Below are 22,303 nucleotides of genomic sequence, written 5' to 3'. Positions count from 1 at the left end.
TTTTTTTATGAGAGGAAGCATAACCATGGAAAATGAAACAATGTTTGAACGGACAGTCAAGCCAGTATTAGATGTACAAGATAAACCAAAAATTGGACAGTGGGCATTTTTAAGTACACAGCATTTATTCGCAATGTTTGGTTCGACCGTACTTGTACCATTTTTAACTGGATTACCCATATCATCAGCGCTTTTAGCATCAGGTATAGGAACATTGCTTTATATCCTAATAACAAAAGCTAAGATACCAGCATATTTAGGATCGAGCTTTGCATTTATCACACCGATTATAACAGGGTTAAATTCTCATAGCCTTGGTGATATGCTGATGGCACTCTTTATGAGCGGCGTGATGTACGTATTAATAGGCTTAGCAATTAGATTGAGTGGTACGGGCTGGCTTATGCATCTTTTGCCACCTGTTGTTGTAGGACCAGTGATTATGGTCATAGGATTGAGTTTAGCACCAACAGCAGTTAATATGGCCATGTTTGAGAACTCAGGGGACATGAAAGGTTACAACTTAAGTTACTTGATTGTAGCTATGATTACGTTATTAGTAACAATCATTGTTCAAGGTTATTTTAAAGGATTCTTATCACTCATTCCTGTTCTAATAGGAATCATAACAGGTTACATCGTTTCGGCTTGTATGGGATTAGTCAACTTTGCACCGATTGCTAAAGCGAAATGGCTACAGTTTCCAGAAGTCTACATACCATTTAAAGATTATACACCTTCGTTTCATCTAGGACTCATACTCGTCTTGATACCTATTGTATTTGTGACGGTAAGTGAACATATCGGGCACCAAATGGTTATCAATAAGATTGTAGGACGTAATTTTTTCAAGGATCCAGGCTTAGACAAATCAATCATTGGTGATGGTGTTTCAACGATGTTTGCAAGTATTATCGGTGGTCCTCCAAGTACAACATATGGTGAAAATATCGGCGTTTTAGCAATCACAAAAATTTATAGTGTTTATGTGATTGGTGGTGCAGCAGTCATTGCAATCATTTTAGGATTTGTCGGGAAATTTACAGCACTGGTTTCATCTATACCAACCCCAGTCATGGGTGGGGTATCCATCCTGTTATTTGGCATTATCGCAGCAAGTGGTTTGAGGATGTTAGTGGAAAGTGAAGTAGATTTTGCGAGCAATAGAAACCTAGTCATTGCATCGGTCATACTTGTTATTGGTATTGGCAATCTAGTATTCAATTTAAATGGATTAGGGATTAACTTAGAAATAGAAGGTATGGCATTAGCAGCGTTAGCAGGTATTATACTTAACTTGATTTTACCTAAAACAGCACCAACCAATAATTAAAAGAAATTCTGATGATGAGGGAGCTGAATAAAAATGGATAATTTACTTTCAATGGAATACTTAAATACGACTGAAATTTACGATCTAATACAACGTGCGAGCGCTTTTAAAAATGGTAACGCGCAGCCAGGATGTTTTGAAGATAAATTTGTCGCTAATCTATTCTTTGAAAATTCCACACGTACAAAAAGTAGTTTTTTAGTAGCGGAACAAAAATTAGGACTAAAGTTAATAGATTTTGAGACAAGTACATCATCCGTTCAAAAAGGTGAATCATTGTATGATACTTGTAAAACGCTGGAACAAATTGGCGCCAATGTGTTAGTTATTCGACATTCACAAACAACTTATTATGATGAATTAAAGCATTTAAATATACCTATCATCAATGCTGGAGATGGTAGCGGACAACATCCGACACAAAGTTTACTAGACCTCATGACAATTTATGAAGAATACAAGACTTTTGAAGGTTTGAATGTACTTATCTGTGGTGATGTCAAGAACTCACGTGTAGCGAAAAGTAATTACCAAAGTCTAACAGCATTAGGTGCGCATGTCATGTTCTCTAGTCCAAATGAATGGAAAGATGAAACATTAGAAGCACCTTATGTTGATATTGATGAAGTGATCGATCGAATCGATATTGTCATGTTGTTAAGAGTCCAACACGAGAGACATGAGGATAGTGAAGTTACTAGCTTTGAAGTGAGTCAATATCATGAAAATTTTGGTTTAACGCAATCACGTTATGATTTATTGAAAGATCGAGCAATTATCATGCATCCTGCACCAGTAAATCGCGGTGTAGAAATTGAAGATACATTAGTAGAAGCACTGAAATCACGTATTTTTAAACAAATGGAAAATGGTATGTATATACGTATGGCAGTTATAGATCATATCTTACAAACGGAAGGGGCAACAGCAAAATGAAATTATTAACAAATGCAAAAATCTTAAAAAATGCTGAATTAACGACGGTATCGATTTTAATTGAGGGACAACATATTAAAAAAATCGCACCACACATTGATGATACATCAGAGACTGAAGTCATAGACGTTAAAGGACAATTCGTTTCGCCAGGATTAGTTGATGTCCATGTCCATTTACGTGAACCAGGCGGTGAACACAAAGAAACAATAGAAACGGGTACGAAAGCAGCGGCGAGAGGTGGATTTACTACAGTATGTCCAATGCCGAATACGAAACCTGTGCCTGATTCAGAAGAAAATCTGAATCGCTTAAACCAATTAATTGAAGAAAATGCACAAGTAAGAGTATTGCCATATGCAGCAATCACAGTTAGACAGGCTGGGAAAGAACACGTGGATTTTGAAACACTTGCTAACAACGGTGCATTCGCATTTACAGATGATGGTGTTGGTGTACAACAAGCTAGCATGATGTACGAAGCTATGCAAGCGGCTGCAAAAGTAAATAAAGCAGTTGTTGCACATTGTGAAGATAACAGTTTAATATACGGCGGAGCGATGCACGAAGGTCAGCGTAGTGAAGCGTTAGGTATACCAGGTATTCCAAATATATGTGAAGCAGTACAAATCGCGAGAGATGTTTTACTGGCAGAAGCAGCAGGCGCACATTATCATGTATGTCACGTATCTACAAAGGAAAGTGTCAGAACAATTAGAGATGCTAAAAAGGCAGGCATTCATGTAACTGCTGAAGTCACACCACACCATTTATTATTAACAGAAGATGATGTACCAGGTGATGATGCTATTTATAAAATGAACCCGCCTTTAAGAAGTAAAGAGGATAGAGAGGCATTATTAGAAGGTTTATTAGATGGCACGATTGATTGTATAGCTACGGATCATGCACCACATGCAGCAGAAGAAAAGAATCAGCCAATGACGAAAGCACCATTTGGTATAGTTGGAAGTGAAACAGCGTTCCCATTACTATACACTCATTTCGTTAAAAATGGAGATTGGACACTTCAACAATTGGTAGATTATTTAACAATCAAACCTGCACAAACATTTGATTTACCTTTTGGAAGATTGGAAGAAGGTTATTTAGCAGATTTAACAGTCATTAACTTAGAAGAAGAAAGCGAAATTAAAGCAGAAGATTTTGCATCTAAAGGAACCAATACACCATTTATCGGTTACAAAGTTTACGGTACACCCGTATTAACAATGGTTGAAGGCGAAGTTAAATTTGAGGAGGAAAAATAATGTTGAAAAAACGTTATCTCGTATTAGAAGATGGTTCATATTATGAAGGTTATCCAATAGGTTCAGATCAATTAACATTAGGTGAAATTGTATTTAACACAGCTATGACTGGTTATCAAGAAACAATTTCAGATCCATCATATACTGGTCAAATTATTACATTTACTTATCCATTGATTGGTAATTATGGTATTAACAGAGATGATTTTGAAGCACTTGTTCCAACGTTAAATGGTGTTGTAGTGAAAGAAGCGAGTCGCCAACCAAGTAATTTCAGAAAGCAAAAGACATTCCATGAAGTATTACAAGAATATGATATACCAGGTATTTCAGGTGTAGATACACGTAGCATTACACGTAAAATAAGAAACCATGGTGTATTAAAAGCAGGTTTTACAGATGAAAAAAGTGAAATTGATTCAATGATTGCAAAGCTGCAATCCGTTGAATTGCCGCGAAATGAAGTCACAACTGTTTCTACTAAATCACCATATGTTTCTACAGGTTATGGACTTAGCGTCGTACTAGTAGATTTTGGAAAAAAACAAAACATAGTTAGAGAATTAAACGCGCGTGGTTGTAATGTAACTGTAGTGCCTTATGACACTTCAGCAGAAGCGATTATTCGTATGTCACCTGATGGTGTTATGCTGTCAAATGGCCCAGGTGACCCTGAAGAAGTCCATGTAGCTGTTGAAATGATTAAAGGCATTTTAGGGAAAATACCATTTTTTGGTATTTGTTTAGGACATCAATTATTTGCATTATCACAAGGTGCTACGTCATTTAAGATGAAATTTGGTCATAGAGGGGCTAACCATCCGGTTAAAGATTTAAAAACCGGAAAGATAGCTTTAACAAGTCAAAATCATGGTTATGCCATTGACAAAGCATCTCTAAAAAATACTGACCTAGAAGTGACACATATTGCAATTAATGATGATACGGTTGAGGGCTTGAGACATAAATCATTACCAGCTTTTTCAGTACAATATCATCCAGAAGCATGTCCAGGACCATCAGATTCAAACTACTTATTCGATGAATTTATAGACATGATAAATGAATATAAAACAAAGGAGCTTACAAATAATGCCTAAACGTCAAGATATAGAAACCATTTTAGTAATAGGATCAGGACCAATTATTATCGGTCAAGCTGCAGAGTTTGATTATGCTGGAACTCAAGCTTGTCTTGCGTTAAAAGAAGAAGGATACCGCGTCATTTTAGTGAATTCCAATCCTGCAACAATTATGACGGATAACGAAATTGCAGATAAAGTTTATATTGAGCCTTTAACACATGACTTCATCACACGTATTATACGTAAAGAACAACCAGATGCATTATTACCTACACTTGGTGGCCAAACTGGTTTGAATATGGCGATTCAGTTGCATGATAGTGGTGAACTAGAAGCGAATAATGTAAAACTATTAGGTACTGAATTGGAATCAATTCAACAAGCGGAAGATAGAGAGTTATTTAGAACACTTATGAACGATTTAGGCGTACCAGTTCCTGAAAGTGATATCGTTAATACAGTTGAACAAGCTTTTGCTTTTAAAGAAGAAGTGGGTTATCCACTCATCGTTAGACCTGCATTCACAATGGGTGGCACAGGTGGCGGTATTTGTCACAATGATGCAGAATTCAAAGAAATTGTAACAAACGGTCTACATTATAGTCCGGCAACACAATGTCTAATTGAAAAATCAATTGCAGGATTTAAAGAAATAGAATATGAGGTTATGCGTGATAAAAACGATAACGCAATCGTAGTTTGTAATATGGAAAATATTGACCCTGTCGGCATACATACAGGTGATTCAATCGTTGTTGCACCAAGCCAAACACTATCAGATGTAGAGTATCAAATGTTACGTGATGTATCATTGAAAGTTATTCGAGCGCTCGGTATAGAAGGTGGATGTAATGTGCAATTAGCATTAGACCCACACTCATTAGATTATTATATTATTGAAGTGAATCCACGTGTTTCAAGATCATCTGCATTAGCTTCAAAAGCAACGGGCTATCCGATTGCTAAATTAGCAGCTAAAATCTCTATTGGTTTAACACTAGATGAAATGTTAAATCCGATAACAGAAACATCCTATGCAGCATTTGAGCCAACTTTAGATTATGTAATTTCTAAAATTCCTCGTTTCCCATTTGATAAATTCGAAAAAGGAGAACGTGTCTTAGGAACTCAAATGAAAGCAACTGGTGAAGTAATGGCAATTGGTAGAACATATGAAGAATCACTACTAAAAGCAATTCGTTCCTTAGAATATGGTGTACATCACTTAGGATTACCTAATGGTGAAACATTTGATTTAGGTTATATTAAAGAACGTATTCAAGACCAAGATGATGAACGTTTATTCTTTATAGGTGAGGCAATTCGCAGAGGTACTACATTAGAAGAAATACATGAAATGACAAAAATAGATTACTTCTTCTTAAATAAATTCCAACACATCATAGATATTGAACACGATTTGAAATCAAATAAAGGTGACATTGATTATTTAAAATTCGCAAAAAATTACGGTTTTAGTGATAGAGTAATCGCACATCGATTCGATATGACAGAAGAAGAAGTGTACGATTTAAGACAACAAAACGGCATTATACCAGTGTATAAAATGGTAGATACATGTGCTGCAGAATTTGAATCTGCTACGCCTTATTATTACGGCACGTATGAATATGAAAATGAATCTGTAGTCACAGAGAAAGAAAAAATTCTTGTCTTAGGTTCAGGACCTATTAGAATTGGACAAGGTGTAGAATTTGATTACGCCACTGTACATGCTGTATGGGCGATTCAACAAGCGGGATACGAAGCGATTATAGTTAATAACAATCCAGAAACTGTTTCGACCGACTTTTCTATTTCGGATAAATTATACTTTGAACCATTAACTGAAGAAGATGTCATGAACATTATAGATTTAGAGCAACCTAAAGGTGCCGTTGTACAGTTTGGTGGGCAAACGGCCATTAACTTAGCCGATAAACTAGCGAAACATGACGTGAAGATTTTAGGAACATCATTAGAAGATTTAAATAGAGCAGAAGACCGTAAAGAGTTTGAAGCGTTATTACACACGATTGATGTACCACAACCTAATGGTAAAACTGCAACGTCACCACAAGAAGCATTAGAAAATGCACGCAGTATTGGCTATCCAGTCGTCGTCAGACCTTCTTATGTATTAGGTGGTCGCGCTATGGAAATCGTTAATAGTGATGCAGAATTAGAAGACTATATGAATCAAGCAGTTAAAGCAAGTCCAGACCATCCGGTATTAGTCGATAGATATTTGACAGGTAAAGAGATTGAAATAGATGCGATTTCTGATGGTGAAACAGTGATTATACCAGGTATTATGGAACATATTGAAAGAGCGGGAGTCCATTCAGGTGATTCCATTGCTGTTTATCCACCACAAACGTTAACGCAAGAAGAAATGACAACATTAGAAGACTTTACGATTCGTTTAGCAAAAGGCTTAAACATTGTTGGTTTAATTAACATTCAATTTGTAATTGCGCATGATGGTGTATATGTATTAGAAGTGAATCCACGTTCGAGTCGTACAGTACCATTTTTAAGCAAGATTACGAATATTCAAATGGCACAGTTAGCTATGCGTGCAATCATAGGTGACAAGCTAGTGGACTTAGGATATCAACCAGGCATCCAACCGTATACAGAAGGTGTCTTTGTGAAAGCACCCGTATTTAGCTTTAACAAATTGAAAAACGTCGACATCACGTTAGGACCTGAAATGAAGTCAACAGGTGAAGTGATGGGTAAAGATGCAACTATGGAAAAAGCACTGTTTAAAGGTTTAACAGCTAGTGGGATGGAAGTTAAAGATCATGGTACGGTCTTGATGACAGTCAGCGATAAAGATAAAGATGAAATTGTCTCTATTGCACAACGATTAAATGAAGTAGGATATAGAATCTTAGCAACACAAGGTACTGCACGAAAATTAGCCGAGAATAATATACCTTCAGAAGTAGTAGGAAAAATTGGTGGCGAAGATGATTTACTGACGCGTATACAAAATGGAGAAGTACAAATCGTTGTGAATACGATGACCAAAGGTAAAGAATTCGAACGAGATGGTTTCCAAATTAGACGCGCCTCCGTAGAAAATGGCGTGCCTTGTCTAACATCATTAGATACGGTTGTTGCATTAACACGTGTAATTGAAAGCATGACATTTACAATGAAAAATATGTAGTAATGAATAAGGAGAGAAATGTCACAACAATGAACAATCATTGACTTTGTGATGGATTAGATAAGATGAAATAAAAAAGGTTAGGATGTAGAGCTAGATGAAAAACTTGCCAATTATTGCTTTAGATTTTGATTCAACAGAAGCTGTAGATCAGTTTTTAGACCAATTTAATGAACCACTATTCGTGAAAATTGGAATGGAACTCTTTTATCAAACTGGACCTCAACTGATTGCTTCAATAAAGGATAGAGGACATGACATTTTTCTTGATTTAAAATTGCATGATATTCCTAATACGGTTGGCAAAGCAATGGAAGGCTTAAGCAAATTAAATATCGATCTTGTGAATGTGCATGCGGCAGGTGGTACAGAAATGATGAAACAAGCCTTGAACGGTTTGCAAAAACACAACCCCGATATTAAATTAATTGCAGTTACTCAATTGACGTCAACAACTGAAACGATGTTGCACAAGGAACAAAACATTCAAACTTCAATTGAGGAGGCTGTTTTGAACTATGCAACTTTAGCACAATCATCAGGTTTGGATGGCATCGTATGTTCACCACTAGAAGCAGAATTAGTGAAAAATGAATTAGGTAATGACTTTTTAAAGGTAACACCTGGTATCAGACCAAAAGATGCTAGTTCAGACGACCAAAAACGTATTACAACACCAGAAGATGCTAAAGAATTAGGTTCAACACATATTGTTGTTGGAAGACCAATCACCAAAAGTGAAAACCCAGTAGCAAGTTATCATAAAATCAAAGAAAGTTGGTTAGGTTAATATGGCTAAAGCAATTGCAAAAGCATTATTAGAAATTGAAGCAGTATCACTATCCCCGAATGATCCATTTACTTGGAGTTCTGGTATAAAATCACCAATTTATTGTGATAATCGTGTAACACTTGGATATCCAGAAGTACGTCAACATATTAGAGATGGACTGTGTGACTTAATCGAAACATATTTTGGAGACGTGGAAATAGTTTCAGGTACTGCCACAGCTGGTATACCCCATGCTGCGTATGTTTCTGAAAAATTAGCTTTACCGATGAATTATGTTCGTTCTAAAAGTAAGAGTCATGGCAAACAAAATCAAATTGAAGGTGCTTTAAGTAAAGGAAAAAAAGTAGTTGTTATTGAAGATTTAATTTCAACGGGTGGTTCATCAATTACCGCAGTCGAAGCTTTAAGAGAAGCGGGGGCAGATGTTATTGGTGTCGTAGCTATCTTTACTTACGGTTTAAAAAAAGCAGATGAACAATTCAAACAAGCGCAAATGCCATTTTATACATTAAGCAATTACAATGAATTAATTGATGTTGCAAAAGAAAATGGAGAAATTTCTGATAATGATATTAGGTCTTTAGTTGATTGGAGAGACAACTTGTCATAATATACTAAGTGGAGGGGATGTTATGACAAAAGACCCGAAAGAAGCTTATAATCATTTCGCACATTTGAATAAATTTTTGAATAAAAATGAAGATTATAGAGACCAAAACACATCAGATATTGATTACGAAATGTTAAAGCAAAAATCAGAAGAAAATATATATAAAAAATCTAAATCAACTATAAAGCAAAAAGGGCATATTAAATAATAAGCCAAGCGAATAGACGATTTAAGTTAACAACATGTCAAATAAGTAGGGGCTAACCAAATTTATTTTATTAAATAAGTTTGATTAGCCCTATTTGAAATAAGAATGGGAACAACATTTATATTGATTATCATGAATTGTTGATTTCAATTATAGGTGCCCCGTACGTTATAAATTTTTTAATAGCGTATTAGCGGATCATTATTTTAATGATGATATAGCCTACAAGTAATACAAGTGCTGCAATAAGTAAAGGAATAATATAAAAAGACATGAACATTACCTCCAATGTAATTTAATTTCATTTTAACTATAGAAGTTAAAATGGTAAAAGAAAAAGCTATTAGTTTAAGTATAACAGTTAATAAGTATATTCATATGATATGCTTAGTTTACTAAAAAAAATTATTAAAGTATCAAATGATTTATAAACTATGTATTTAAGATCTATATACTTATTTTAAAATAAATTGTAAAAATAAGATATTAAAGCTTTGATATTTTGGTAAGAGGGGACTTGTATGCAAAAAATTCGACAGTTACTTAAAAACAATACAAAAGATATGATCATTTGTCTTATTGGTTCTTTTATTAGTGCTATTGCAGTCAATTGCTTTATTCTAGGGTCAAATTTAGGTGATGGTGGCACCGTCGGCATGTCATTAGCGCTTAAGTACGCTTTCGGTTGGTCACCAGCACTTACATCTTTAATTATTAATACCCTCGTCATTATTGTTGGCTGGAAATTTTTAAGCACAAGAACGGCTATTTATACTGTGGTCGCTAATACTTCCATTTCTATATTTTTAGATTTAACTGAACATTGGAAGACAGGGGTAGATAATTTTGTAATTAATGCAACGTTTGGTGGTGTACTAGTCGGTGTGGGCATTGGGTTAGTTATTGCATCCGGTGGTGTTATAGGTGGTACATCAGTTATTGCAAAAATGCTTAATAAGTATTTTGATATTAAAACAGCACAGGGTATTTTTGTATTAGATGGTTTAGTCGTACTATCATTTTTATTTGTATTGCCACTCACGAACGTGCTATTTACAATTATAATGATTTTCATTACTGAGCGTGCAACCTCATTTATAATTGAAGGTTTTAATCCCAAAAAGGCAGTTACAGTCATTTCTAGTAAAAACGAAACGATTAGTGATAAAATCAACAGTTTCACAGGTAGAGGCTCTACGATACTAAACGGTAAAGGTGGTTATGGTAAACATGAGACAAGCATGTTATACGTTGTTGTGCCACAATCACAAGTAACAAGAGTTAAAAAGTTAGTAAATGAAGAAGACGAAAATGCATTTTTAGTGATTCATGATGTACGTGACGTACTTGGTAATGGATTTATTAACTTATCTTAAATTTAGAAATTTACGAACATAAAATGCATAAATTCGATTTTTGATAGTATATCTTTTATTCTAAAGTGTATAAAGGTTTAGGAGGTAGAATAATGGCAATACCTAAGATAACAACTTTTCTGATGTTTAACGGCAATGCAGAAGAAGCTATTAATTTATATGTTAATACATTTGAGGACGCTGAAATATTAGCGTTGGTAAGATATAGTGAAAGTGATGAAGAACCAACAGGCGCTGTTCAACATGCCATTTTTAGATTAAAAGATCAAGTATTTATGGCAATTGATAATATGAATGGGGTAGATATTGAGATGAACCCTGCAATGTCATTATACGTGACAGTTGATAGCGCAATTGAAATGGAGAGATTATTTAGTAAACTGAAAAGTGGTGGCGCCATTTTAATGCCAAAAACAGAAATGCCACCTTTTAGAGAATTTGCATGGATTCAAGATAAGTTTGGTGTTAATTTCCAATTAGCCTTACCTGAGAAAAATTAAATACTAATATAGAAGCGGGACGATGAAATCAACATTTCTAAAATTGATCTCATCGTCCCGCTTTTGTTTGTTATAGGATACAACCGTAATATTATATCGTATTTACTTTACTTTCATTTTTTGAATGTGATCATAATCGGGTGTTGCATAAAGTGTTTTTTGGTTATCATAAGTTACAAAACCTGGTTTTGCACCTGAAGGCTTATGCACGTGTTTAATTTCAGTAAAGTCAACTGGAATTTGAGCTGAACTACCTGCTTTTGAGAAGTAACCAGATAACATGGCCGCTTCTTTAATTGTTTCTTCACTCGGATCATCACTTAATATGACGACATGTGATCCGGGAATATCTTTCGTATGGAACCAAAGTTGATGTTTCTTAGCTAATTTATTCGTTAAATAATCATTTTGTTTATTGTTTTTACCAACCATGATTGTATCTCCATCTGTAGATACGTATTCTTGTAACTGCATAGTTTGTTTCTTTTTCTTCTTACTCTGTTTACGTTGTTTCATATACCCTTGCTCGGCTAATTCATCGCGAATGTCATCAATATCATTGACTGAAATATGAGCAAGTTGTTGTTCTATACTTTCAAAATAATTAATGTTTTCTTTGGTTAAATCGATTTGATGGTGCAATTCATGTTCTCTTGTCTTTAATTTATTATACTGTTTGTAATAATTTTGTGCATTCACTGCTGGTGCCTTTGTAGGGTTAAGCGGTATAGTGACTTCTTCACCAGTGTAATAATTTAAGGCTGTGACCGATTTGTCACCTTGTTTAATACGATAAATGTTAGCAGTGATAAGTTCCCCATACAATTGTTGTAATTCTTTTTCTTTTGTACCTTCTTGTTCATCAATCAATTTATTTAATTTATTTTGAAATTTATGCAATTGTTGTTGTACAAATTTCACTAAATCATTTGCACGTTGTTTTACACGCTCTCGCTCTCCACGTGCATCATAATAACGGTCTAATAAATCATGTAATGAGTCATATTCTGTTACATCATCATAAAATTGATTTAATTTCATAAAGTAAAAATCTTCTTTACCCGTCTCGTGATTTTTATGAAAAACGGGTGTAGGTGTATGGTTAATTTCATTGATGACTTCATCAAATGCTTCTGGTAACGTATCATTTGTCATAAATCGTTTGCGATTCACAATTTCATTTGTAATTAATGGACTAAAGCCTTCGAAATGATCAAGAAGTTGACGTGCAATTTTGCCCTTATTGAAATCGATATATTGTATGACTTTATTACCAGTTATTTCAAAAGGATTAATTTTATTTTGAGTTGGTGGTGTTTCATATTGAAAGCCAGGCATTACTGTGCGATATTGATTGGTATTCGGTGTTAAATGCTTAAAGCCTTCAATGATTTTACGCTGATCATCAACTAATATTAAGTTACTGTGTTTACCCATAATTTCTAAAATTATAGTTCTATATATTGTATCTCCAATTTCATCTTTGCTTTGAACATCAATTTCTACACGTCTATCATTCCCAATTTGTCTTACTGCTTTAACGATACCACCTTCTATATGTTTACGGAAAACGCGTGCAAACATGGGTGGATCAAATGGATTATCATATTTTTTATTTGTTAAATGCATTCTAGCAAAGCTAGGATGAATAGAAAGTAGAAGCTGATGATTTTTTCGGTTTTGTCGAATAACGACAAGAAGCGTGTCGTTTTCTGGTTGATTTATTTTATGGATTCTTCCGTCTACAAGAAATTGTAACGATTCCACCATTTTTCTTGTAAATAAACCATCATATGCCATTACTATCAGCCACCTTATTTTTAGTCATTCATCATATTGTAACATGGCATAAAGAAATGGTCATGACCAAAGTTTGTGCTGTTGGACGCTATACAACTAAATGAAAATTGTGGTATCATAGTTTAATAATAGAAGAATAGTTTAGAGAGGTAGTAAGTCATGGATAATGAGAAAGGTTTGTTGATTGTACTATCTGGACCTTCTGGCGTTGGGAAAGGTACAGTTAGAAAGAAAATATTTGATGACCCGTCCACATCTTATAAATATTCTATTTCGATGACGACACGTGATAAGCGTCAGGGTGAAGTCGATGGTGTTGATTATTTCTTCAAAGCAAAATCAGAGTTTGAAGAGTTAATAAAACAAGATCAATTTATAGAATATGCAGAGTACGTAGGAAATTATTATGGGACGCCTGTGCAATACGTTAAAGACACTATGGATCGTGGGCACGATGTATTTTTAGAAATTGAAGTAGAAGGTGCAAAACAGGTACGTAAAAAGTTCCCAGATGCATTGTTTATTTTTCTTGCGCCACCAAGTTTAGATCATTTACGTGAGCGCTTAGTAGGTCGTGGTACAGAATCCAGTGAAAAAATTCAAAGCCGAGTGCATGAAGCTCGTAAAGAAGTGGAAATGATGAATTTATATGATTATGTTGTAGTTAATGACGAAGTTGAGTTAGCTAAGCAACGTATTCAATCTATTGTTGAAGCTGAACATTTGAAGAGAGAACGTATAGAAGCAAAATATAGAAAAATGATACTGGAGGCAAAAAAATAATGTTACAACCACCATTAAACCAATTAACATCAAAAATTAATTCAAAATATTTAATTGCAACTACAGCTGCAAAACGTGCGCGTGAAATAGACGAGAAACCTGAAAGTGCATTATTAACAAAATACATTTCAGAAAAACCTGTTGGTAAAGCTTTAGAAGAAATTGCTGACGGTGAAGTTTTCCCAGACGAACTATTCTTAAAAACGTATTAATTAAAAAGCCTAGATATTGAATTTTATATAGCCATCTATGTGTTATTAAATGAATATCTTTCAAGTGCACACCATGCAGTCGCAAGGTGTGCTTTTTTTATTTAACTGATAAATTGTGTATAATGAACAGTAATCGAAAAGTTAATTTAATTATGAGGGACATACATTTTGATTTTCAATTATAAGAGACGTCACCCACGTCTGATCTAATTCAATCGAAGGAGAATGACTATATAATGAAACGAATATTACTTGCTGTTACAGGTGGTATAGCTGCATATAAAGCAATTGATTTAACGAGTAAACTGACGCAGGCTGGATTTGATGTCAGGGTCATGCTTACTGATCATGCTCAGGAATTTGTTACCCCACTAGCATTCCAAGCTATTGGGAGAAATCCCGTTTATACGAGTACATTTATAGAGCAAAATCCTCAAGAAATTCAACATGTTGCGCTGGGTGATTGGGCAGACGCAATTATCGTAGCGCCAGCAACTGCAAATACAATTGCTAAATTAGCAAATGGCATTGCAGATGATATGGTTACGTCAACGTTGTTAGCAACTGAAACGCCTAAATTTATTGCACCTGCAATGAACGTGCATATGTATGAAAATAAGAGGACACAACATAATTTAGCGACTTTAAGTTCAGATGGTTACTATTTTTTAGAACCTGGAGAAGGTTTTTTAGCATGTGGATATGTAGCGAAGGGGCGTATGGAAGAACCTTTACAAATTGTAGAGCGCATAAAGCAATACTTTAATGACATAAAACAAAAAGCTGTGCCAGCATCAAGTAGCTTTATTGGTAAACATGTATTAATTACTGCTGGACCCACTGTAGAAGAATTAGATCCAGTTCGTTTTTTATCAAATCGATCTTCAGGTAAGATTGGATACGCGCTTGCTGAATCTTTAGCTAAACGAGGTGCAGAAGTTACTTTAGTTTCAGGACCGACACATTTAACACCACCGAAGCATGTTGATGTAGTACACGTACAAAGTGCAGAAGAAATGTTCGAAGCGGTTCGAAGTCGTTTTGCTAAACAAGATATCGTTTTTAAAGCTGCTGCCGTGTCAGATTATGCGCCAGTAGAAATGTTGGATCATAAATTAAAAAAACAAGATGGTACTTTATCTGTAGAATTTAAACGTACACCAGATATTTTGAAATATTTAGGAGAACATAAAGAATCACAATACTTAGTTGGATTTGCAGCAGAAACACAAAATATTGAAGCTTATGCACAAAAAAAATTGCATAATAAAAATGCAGATGTGATTATTGCGAATAATGTTGGAGACCGTACGATTGGCTTTAGTTCCGATGACAATGATTATACGATGTATTATAAAAATGGAGACGCTATACCTTTAGGCAAACACAAAAAAGTCGAATTAGCTGAGCATATATTGAATAGTTTAGAAACAAGGTGGAAATAAAATGATAGCAAAAGTAATTGTTGATATACCTTCTAAGAGTGTTGATTTTACATTTGATTATATAATTCCTATAAGGTTACAATCAATGATTCAAATAGGTATGCGTGTCATTGTTCCATTTGGACCAAGAACAATTCAAGGTTATGTTATGAAGATAACAGACCAGCCTGATAGCAATATAGATATAAAAAAATTAAAAGAAATTAAAGAAATTCAAGATATAAAACCCGAATTGACTGAAGAATTAATTCAATTTACTGAGTGGTATAACAATTACTTCGTTACAAAACGTATTTCAATGCTTGAAGTTATGCTGCCAAGTGCAATTAAAGCAAAATATACCAAGGTCTTTTCTATTGAAGATACGAATGCACTGCCTGAAACTTTAGCAGGGAAATTTGACTCATCAGGACACTATGCATTTAAAGCAGCACAGCAAAATGATGATTTAACACAAATTGCGCCATTATTAAAACAAGGTATTGTATCTGAAGTAACCTTACTATCACAAAATGTAAATAAGAAAAAACAACGTGCCATATGTGTTGTTGAAGGATTTAACTATGATAGTGTGCTAAATTCATTAGAAAAATCTAAGAAGCAATATGAATTATATGCCTTTTTATTAGATGAACAACATCGCATCGTTTTACTTAAAGAGATAGAAGCAATGGGTTATTCAAAATCTAGTGTAGATACATTAATTCGCAAGGGCTTTGTTGAAAAATATGATGCTGTCGTTGAACGTGATCCATTTGAGACTAGGGTCTTTGAACAAGATGTGAAACAACATCTGACTTCAGACCAACAACGTGCATTTGAAGCCATATCAGAAAAGATACATGCTCATGAACAATGTACCTATTTATTGCATGGTGTGACAGGATCAGGCAAAACAGAAGTGTATTTACAAACAATTGAAGAAGTACTAAATCTTAATAGACAAGCAATGATGTTAGTTCCAGAAATTGCCTTAACACCACAAATGGTATTAAGATTTAAACGTAGATTTGGAGACGAAGTTGCTGTACTACATTCTGGATTATCCAAAGGTGAACGCTATGATGAATGGCAAAAGATTAGAGACGGTAAAGCACGTGTGAGCGTAGGTGCACGTTCAAGCGTCTTTGCACCATTTAAAAATTTAGGGATGATTATTATAGATGAAGAACATGAATCTTCGTATAAGCAAGAAGATTATCCTAGATATCATGCAAGAGATATCGCGCAATGGCGTAGTGAGTATCATCAATGTCCTTTAATATTAGGCAGCGCGACACCAAGTTTAGAATCATTTGCACGAGCTGAAAAGGGTGTATATGAGTTACTATCGTTACCTAACAGAGTTAATCAACAAGCTTTACCTGAGGTAGAAATTGTAGATATGAGAGAAGAATTGAACTCTGGAAATCGCTCTATGTTCTCTAATCAATTACGAGATGCAATACAACAACGCTTAGATAATCAGGAACAAATTGTACTCTTTTTAAATCGACGCGGTTATGCTTCATTTATGTTGTGTAGAGATTGTGGGCATGTTCCACAGTGTCCGAACTGTGATATTTCATTGACTTATCACAAATCAACAGATCAATTGAAATGTCATTATTGTGGTCATCAAGAAGTACCACCTAATCAATGTCCTAATTGTGAAAGTGAGCATATTAGACAAATGGGTACTGGCACACAGAGAGTTGAAGAACTTTTACAAGAAGCGTTTCAAGAGGCTCGTATTATACGGATGGACGTGGATACTACTTCTAGAAAAGGTGCTCATGAAAAGTTATTAAATGATTTTGGTTCAGGAAAAGGGGATATCTTGTTAGGGACACAAATGATTGCTAAAGGATTGGATTTTCCTAATATTACGTTAGTAGGTGTTTTGAATGCTGACACAATGTTGAATTTGCCAGACTTTAGAGCAAGTGAGCGAACATACCAATTGTTAACGCAAGTTGCTGGTCGAGCTGGTCGTCATGAAAAAGAAGGACAGGTGCTTATTCAAACATACAATCCAGATCATTATGCTATTAAAGATGTCCAAGAGAATGATTACACAGCCTTTTTCCAAAAAGAAATGAATTATAGGAAAATTGGAAAGTACCCACCGTATTTCTTTTTAATTAATTTTACTATTGCGCATAAAGAAATGAAAAAAGTTATGGAAGCATCCAAGCATATTCATAAAATATTACTGCAACATTTAACAGACAAAGCACTTGTACTTGGCCCATCTCCGGCCGCATTATCAAGAATCAATAACGAATATCGCTTTCAAATATTAGTGAAATATAAACGAGAACCTGCATTACACGAAGCATTAAAATATTTAGACGATTATTATCATGATCAATATTTAAAAGAAAAATTATCTTTGAAAATAGATATCGCACCGCAGATGATGATGTAATATTAAGCACGTTATATAACGAAGCTAATGTATACTGACTTTTGTATAAAAATATTAGAAAAAAGAACAAATTGTTTTGCTAGGTAAATGATTAGCCATTAAAATAGTTTGTTCTTTTTTTTTTGGACAAAAAAACATAAAAGTTAGATATAAATATGAAGTATAGTGATGGCGCTATGGATATAATCTTAACAATTAACTAATATTTATTAAAATTTATAAAAAATAATTTGCTACATTTTTTGCATTTAATATTAATTAAAGTTATATTAAAGAGTAACGAGTCACGCATAAATGATTAGAGTACGTATTGAGAACGACAATAACGATTAAGAAAAGCAACCGACTAAGTGAGAAATGAGATCAATATCTTTTTATGTCTAATCTAAGTAGTACGCCTATGAGTTTAATTCGAAATAGAAAAGCAATTGGATTAAGTATCAATGAGTTGTCAAACAGAATTACGTCCCTTTACGATATCGTATTAAATCCAGAGATGATTAAGCAAATTGAACAACAACAATTAACACTCAATCAAAATGACGCTAAAATATTAGCTGTTTTTTTATTACGACTGCGGAAGATTTACTTTAGTATAGTAACGTTAGTTTATGCTTTAGGGAAAAAAGGAGTGTTCATGTGCGATATAATGAGTTTAAGCAACCCATTGGTGAAGAACAAAATGAGTTTAAACAAGCTCATTTACCCAATGTGAAAGTTTTAGAAGGGCAATATTGCAGATTAGAAAAGTTAGCGCAATGTCATATTCAAGATTTATTTAATTATTTTTCTGATGAAGCGGATGCGCCGAATTGGACATATTTACCTGATGAGCAACCTCACGACTTTCAAGCATTTGAAAATTATATAGATAAGAAAATCAATTCTACTGATCCGTATTTTTTCGCCATTATTGATAAAGAAACATCTGAAGCAGTGGGCATTTTATCTTTACTCAGAATTGATCGCCATAATGGTTCAATTGAAGTTGGTCATATACATTACGCTAATGTCATGAAACAAACACGTATTGCCACGGAAGTGCAATTTTTATTAGCCAATTATGTATTTCAAACATTAGGTTATAGAAGATATGAATGTAAATGTGATGCTTTAAATGAACCGTCTATTAAAGCAGCCCAACGGCTAGGGTTTAAATTTGAAGGTATTTTTAGAAATCATAAAGTGTATAAAAATCGTAATCGTGACACATATTGGTTAGCAATGATTGATAAAGAGTGGCAGCAAAATAAACTTAAATTTGAAAGTTGGTTAGCAGCACAAAATTTCGATGAACTTGGTAATCAAGTGAATCGGTTAACGATTCTAGATTGATGAAAAACAATAAGCTTAAAGAACGATCAATGCTCAATATATAATGAAAAATGTAAAGGTTTGAAATATGTCTTGTATACTATGAACATCGTTTTAAAGTGCAGTATAGATAAAAAGCCCATTTAAATATGAGCAGATATCTATTTCTGCACTTTTTATATTTTATGAATATAGATTGAATGAAGACTTATCCTACTACTTACTCAATATGTTCAGTAAAGTATTCTTTCAATGAATGGTGCAATTTCCACTAAAATAAGTTATAATAATATGATGAATTTTTATGAGGAGAAATCGATATGACAATCAAACAACTTGTAACAAGCAAACACCCTATTCTTAATAAGCCTATACCGGATGTGACAAAATTTGATGAAAATTTAGAACAATTATTGTTAGATTTAGAAGATACAATGTATGATGTTGAAGCATCTGCGATATGTGCGCCGCAGATAGGTGTTGCACAAAAAGTAGCGATGATAGATATGGAAATGGATGGATTGTTACAACTGATTAATCCTCAAATTATAAGTGAATCGGATACAAAAGTGACTGATTTAGAAGGGTCTATCAGTATACCTAATGTTTATGGTGAAGTGGAAAGAAGTAAAATGATTGTCGTTAAGAGTAATGATAAAAAAGGTAATGAAGTTGAGATGACTGCATATGATGATATCGCGAGAATGATTTTACATATGATAGATCATTTTGAAGGAAGATTGTTTACTGAACGTGTAGAGAAATTTTTAAGTGAAAGTGAAATGGAGGCGTATTTTGATAATGAGTAAAGTCATTTTTATGGGAACACCAGATTTTTCAACAAAAGTGCTAGAAATGTTAATTGCTGAACATGATGTGATTGCAGTAGTCACGCAACCAGACAGACCAGTGGGTAGAAAACGTGTTTTAACACCTCCACCAGTGAAAGAAGTTGCAATTAAGCACGGTTTACCAGTATATCAACCAGAAAAATTAGCCCAATCATCAGAGTTAGAACAACTTATTGACTTAGAAGCAGATTTAATCGTAACTGCAGCCTTTGGGCAAATATTGCCTGAATCATTATTAAATGCGCCAAAGTTAGGGGCAATCAATGTCCACGCGTCGTTATTACCTAAATATAGAGGTGGAGCGCCGATTCATCAAGCTATCATGGATGGTCAAACAGAAACAGGTATTTCTATAATGTATATGGTTAAGAAATTAGATGCAGGAGATATCATTTCTCAACAAGCAATAGAAATTGAGCACCAAGATGATGTCGGTACCATGCATGATAAATTGAGCTTTTTAGGTGCAGAATTATTAAAAGAGACTTTACCTTCTATTATTAATGGTACAAATAACCGCATTACACAGAATGAAAGTGAAGCTAGTTTTGCTACTAATATAAGTAGAGAACAGGAAAAGATTGATTGGTACCAATCGGCTGAAGTTATTTACAACCATATAAGAGGTCTGTCACCATGGCCAGTAGCTTATACAGTTATGGATGATGGTAACATGAAAGTATATGCATCCCGAATTGAAAAAGGTAAAACAGGTGAACCAGGTACAATTATTGAAACAACGAAAAAAGCAATCATCGTTGCGACAGGTTCCGACGATGCAATTGCATTAACAGATATTCAAGTTGCAGGGAAAAAACGTATGTTAACTGCAAACTACTTAAGTGGCGTGCAAACTTCACTTGTTGGGAAGGTACTAACATGACAATAGAAACAAATGTGCGAGCGTTAGCATTTGAAACCATTCAAGATATTATAAATGATAAAGCCTATAGTAACATCATCATTAATGATGTGTTATCAAATAATGAATTAAATAGAGCAGATAAAGGATTATATACAGAATTAGTATATGGCACGTTAAAAAGAAAATATACTTTAGATTATTTGCTGAAACCTTTTGTTCAAACAAAGTTAAAAGGTTGGGTCAGACAGTTACTTTGGATGAGTATTTATCAATATGTCTATTTAGATAAAATACCTGAACACGCGATTATTAATGAAGCCGTTGAAATTGCTAAATATAAAGGCGGTCCGCATAATGGTAATGTTGTGAACGGTATACTAAGAAATATTATGCGCAGTGACTTACCAGATTTTACTGAAATTACAGATGACAAAAAACGTATCGCGATCGAATACAGTTTACCCAAATGGTTGGTTGATCACTGGACAACGCATTTTGGTATTGAAAAAACAGAAACAATTGCGCAATCATTTTTAGATAAAGTAACTACAACCGTACGTGTTAACTTAACTCGTATTTCAGTAGACGATGCTATTAGAAGACTCACTGATGATGATTATATTGTAGAACAAGATAGAGAAATCGAAACTTGTCTACATATTAGTGGTAAGTCAATTATTGAATCTCGTATGTTTAAAGATGGACTGATATCTATTCAAGATAAGAGTTCAATGTTTATTGGTGAATTAATGGCATTAAAAGAAGGTGACCAAGTTTTAGATGCTTGTAGTGCACCTGGTGGAAAAGCTTGTCATATTGCTGAAATATTAAATGGTACTGGACAGGTTGATGCGACGGACATTCATGAACATAAAATAGATTTAATAGATTTTAATATAAGAAAATTACGTTTATCTAACATTTCTGCATTTGAACACGATGCAACTGAAAAATATGATAAAGTGTATGATAAGATTTTAGTAGATGCGCCATGTAGTGGTTTAGGTGTTTTAAGACATAAACCAGAAATAAAATATGAACAATCGCAACATGCAATTGAATCTTTGGTTGAAATTCAATTGGAAATCTTAAATAATGTGAAATATAATGTGAAACCTGGTGGTACAATGATTTATTCAACTTGTACGATTGAGCAAATGGAAAATGAAAATGTTGTATATACATTTTTAAAAGAAAATAAAGATTTTGAATTCGATCAATTTGAACATCCAATAACTGGAGAAAAAGTAAAAACGATGCAAATTTTACCTCAAGATTTTAACTCTGATGGCTTTTTCATAACTAGGATAAGAAGAAAGGAAAATTAAAA

At 34.1% G+C, this 22,303-nt stretch carries 20 protein-coding genes; 19 read left to right on the top strand and 1 reads right to left on the bottom strand.

The annotated features are described in order from the left end of the window. The first annotated feature begins 25 nt into the window (after positions 1 to 25). From M1D64_RS08020 to M1D64_RS07975, 10 genes are all read left to right on the top strand, one after another. Entirely contained in the window at positions 26 to 1,333 is a 1,308-nt protein-coding gene (locus M1D64_RS08020; protein WP_002483529.1) for a uracil-xanthine permease family protein, read from the top strand. Between the two features lie 33 nt (positions 1,334 to 1,366). Beyond that, positions 1,367 to 2,269: an aspartate carbamoyltransferase catalytic subunit gene (locus tag M1D64_RS08015; RefSeq protein ID WP_069821923.1), complete on the top strand. Its 903-nt coding sequence runs from the start codon at positions 1,367 to 1,369 to the stop codon at positions 2,267 to 2,269. Continuing rightward, a complete protein-coding gene (locus M1D64_RS08010; protein ID WP_069821924.1) occupies positions 2,266 to 3,540 on the top strand; it encodes a dihydroorotase in 1,275 nt (424 codons plus the stop codon). Before M1D64_RS08015 ends, M1D64_RS08010 begins: the two co-directional genes overlap by 4 nt. Continuing rightward, a complete protein-coding gene (locus tag M1D64_RS08005; protein ID WP_002483526.1) occupies positions 3,540 to 4,640 on the top strand; it encodes a carbamoyl phosphate synthase small subunit in 1,101 nt (366 codons plus the stop codon). The genes M1D64_RS08010 and M1D64_RS08005 overlap by 1 nt, the downstream gene beginning before the upstream one ends. Beyond that, the gene (gene carB / locus M1D64_RS08000) at positions 4,633 to 7,806 is read left to right on the top strand and encodes a carbamoyl-phosphate synthase large subunit (protein ID WP_129303511.1); all 3,174 of its coding nucleotides are present in this window, start codon (positions 4,633 to 4,635) and stop codon (positions 7,804 to 7,806) included. The genes M1D64_RS08005 and carB overlap by 8 nt, the downstream gene beginning before the upstream one ends. 97 nt (positions 7,807 to 7,903) lie before the next feature. Further along, entirely contained in the window at positions 7,904 to 8,596 is a 693-nt protein-coding gene (gene pyrF, locus M1D64_RS07995) for an orotidine-5'-phosphate decarboxylase (RefSeq protein WP_002483524.1), read from the top strand. 1 nt (position 8,597) lies between these two features. Continuing rightward, entirely contained in the window at positions 8,598 to 9,209 is a 612-nt protein-coding gene (pyrE, locus tag M1D64_RS07990; RefSeq protein ID WP_002483523.1) for an orotate phosphoribosyltransferase, read from the top strand. A 22-nt stretch (positions 9,210 to 9,231) separates the two neighbouring features. Then, positions 9,232 to 9,417 carry a hypothetical protein gene (locus tag M1D64_RS07985; RefSeq protein WP_002483522.1) on the top strand — a complete coding sequence of 62 codons (186 nt, stop codon included), beginning with the start codon at positions 9,232 to 9,234 and terminating at the stop codon, positions 9,415 to 9,417. Positions 9,418 to 9,938: 521 nt separating this feature from the next. Then, positions 9,939 to 10,793 (top strand): YitT family protein, encoded by an 855-nt coding sequence (locus M1D64_RS07980; RefSeq protein ID WP_002483521.1) that lies wholly within the window; start codon positions 9,939 to 9,941, stop codon positions 10,791 to 10,793. Positions 10,794 to 10,885: 92 nt separating this feature from the next. Further along, positions 10,886 to 11,293: a VOC family protein gene (locus M1D64_RS07975; RefSeq protein ID WP_011303306.1), complete on the top strand. Its 408-nt coding sequence runs from the start codon at positions 10,886 to 10,888 to the stop codon at positions 11,291 to 11,293. Between the two features lie 102 nt (positions 11,294 to 11,395). Here the strand turns inward: M1D64_RS07975 and M1D64_RS07970 are convergent, their stop codons facing one another. Next, a complete protein-coding gene (locus M1D64_RS07970) occupies positions 11,396 to 13,093 on the bottom strand; it encodes an Rqc2 family fibronectin-binding protein (protein WP_011303305.1) in 1,698 nt (565 codons plus the stop codon). 159 nt (positions 13,094 to 13,252) lie between these two features. On the opposite strand from M1D64_RS07970, the gene gmk reads away from it, so the two are divergent. The 9 genes from gmk to rsmB all read left to right on the top strand — a co-directional run bounded on the left by gmk (position 13,253) and on the right by rsmB (position 22,301). Next, complete coding sequence (gene gmk / locus M1D64_RS07965; protein WP_002483518.1) at positions 13,253 to 13,876, top strand: guanylate kinase; 624 nt, start codon at positions 13,253 to 13,255, stop codon at positions 13,874 to 13,876. Further along, positions 13,876 to 14,088 carry a DNA-directed RNA polymerase subunit omega gene (rpoZ, locus tag M1D64_RS07960; protein ID WP_002483517.1) on the top strand — a complete coding sequence of 71 codons (213 nt, stop codon included), beginning with the start codon at positions 13,876 to 13,878 and terminating at the stop codon, positions 14,086 to 14,088. The genes gmk and rpoZ overlap by 1 nt, the downstream gene beginning before the upstream one ends. Positions 14,089 to 14,324: 236 nt before the next feature. Beyond that, positions 14,325 to 15,533 carry a bifunctional phosphopantothenoylcysteine decarboxylase/phosphopantothenate--cysteine ligase CoaBC gene (coaBC, locus tag M1D64_RS07955; protein WP_041080427.1) on the top strand — a complete coding sequence of 403 codons (1,209 nt, stop codon included), beginning with the start codon at positions 14,325 to 14,327 and terminating at the stop codon, positions 15,531 to 15,533. A 1-nt stretch (position 15,534) separates the two neighbouring features. Beyond that, entirely contained in the window at positions 15,535 to 17,943 is a 2,409-nt protein-coding gene (gene priA, locus M1D64_RS07950) for a primosomal protein N' (protein ID WP_037538565.1), read from the top strand. A 376-nt stretch (positions 17,944 to 18,319) separates the two neighbouring features. After that, positions 18,320 to 18,658, top strand: coding sequence for a hypothetical protein (locus tag M1D64_RS07945; protein ID WP_228481169.1), 339 nt, complete (start codon positions 18,320 to 18,322; stop codon positions 18,656 to 18,658). After that, positions 18,583 to 19,278 (top strand): GNAT family N-acetyltransferase, encoded by a 696-nt coding sequence (locus M1D64_RS07940; protein WP_069838020.1) that lies wholly within the window; start codon positions 18,583 to 18,585, stop codon positions 19,276 to 19,278. Before M1D64_RS07945 ends, M1D64_RS07940 begins: the two co-directional genes overlap by 76 nt. Positions 19,279 to 19,577: 299 nt before the next feature. Continuing rightward, positions 19,578 to 20,066 carry a peptide deformylase gene (locus M1D64_RS07935; RefSeq protein ID WP_002483512.1) on the top strand — a complete coding sequence of 163 codons (489 nt, stop codon included), beginning with the start codon at positions 19,578 to 19,580 and terminating at the stop codon, positions 20,064 to 20,066. Next, a complete protein-coding gene (gene fmt / locus M1D64_RS07930) occupies positions 20,059 to 20,991 on the top strand; it encodes a methionyl-tRNA formyltransferase (RefSeq protein WP_002483511.1) in 933 nt (310 codons plus the stop codon). Before M1D64_RS07935 ends, fmt begins: the two co-directional genes overlap by 8 nt. 2 nt (positions 20,992 to 20,993) lie before the next feature. Then, positions 20,994 to 22,301, top strand: a complete 1,308-nt coding sequence (rsmB, locus tag M1D64_RS07925) for a 16S rRNA (cytosine(967)-C(5))-methyltransferase RsmB (protein ID WP_232010403.1) — start codon at positions 20,994 to 20,996, stop codon at positions 22,299 to 22,301. Positions 22,302 to 22,303: the final 2 nt, after the last annotated feature.

This window comes from Staphylococcus sp. Z5-21, from assembly GCF_056529615.1.
The sequence above is the reverse complement of the archived record's forward strand: the minus strand, read 5'-3'. Positions and strand labels throughout refer to the sequence as shown.